Origin of the sequence: Virgibacillus sp. 7505 (assembly GCF_002272135.1) — a bacterium.
In the GTDB taxonomy this organism is placed as follows: Bacteria; Bacillota; Bacilli; order Bacillales; family Amphibacillaceae; genus Terribacillus.
On record NZ_NPBF01000228.1, the window covers coordinates 1 to 253 of the forward strand.

Here is a 253-nt window from a genome sequence, read left to right on the forward strand (position 1 = left end):
ACGGTTGTGTGCATTCTACACGACATTAATCTGGCAAGTTTGTATTGTGATGATGTGTTGTTACTGAAAAACGGAAAAGTGATATGCCAAGGTGAAACGCAATCGATCTTGACACGGGGTGCTCTTGAAAATATTTACGGAACAGCTTTTCATGAATGGAAAGAGCCTGTAAAAGGAAGGAAACAATTTTCGGTGGTCACACGCGTCTAAAGCGTGGTGTCAAGTGAGCAAACGTCATCCGCAAATCGAAGAC

At 42.7% G+C, this 253-nt stretch carries 1 pseudogene; it reads left to right on the forward strand.

Annotated elements, in window-relative coordinates:
- Positions 1-210, forward strand: a pseudogene (locus CHH91_RS20975) (ABC transporter ATP-binding protein); the annotation flags it as partial.
- Between the last annotated feature and the right edge of the window lie 43 nt (positions 211-253).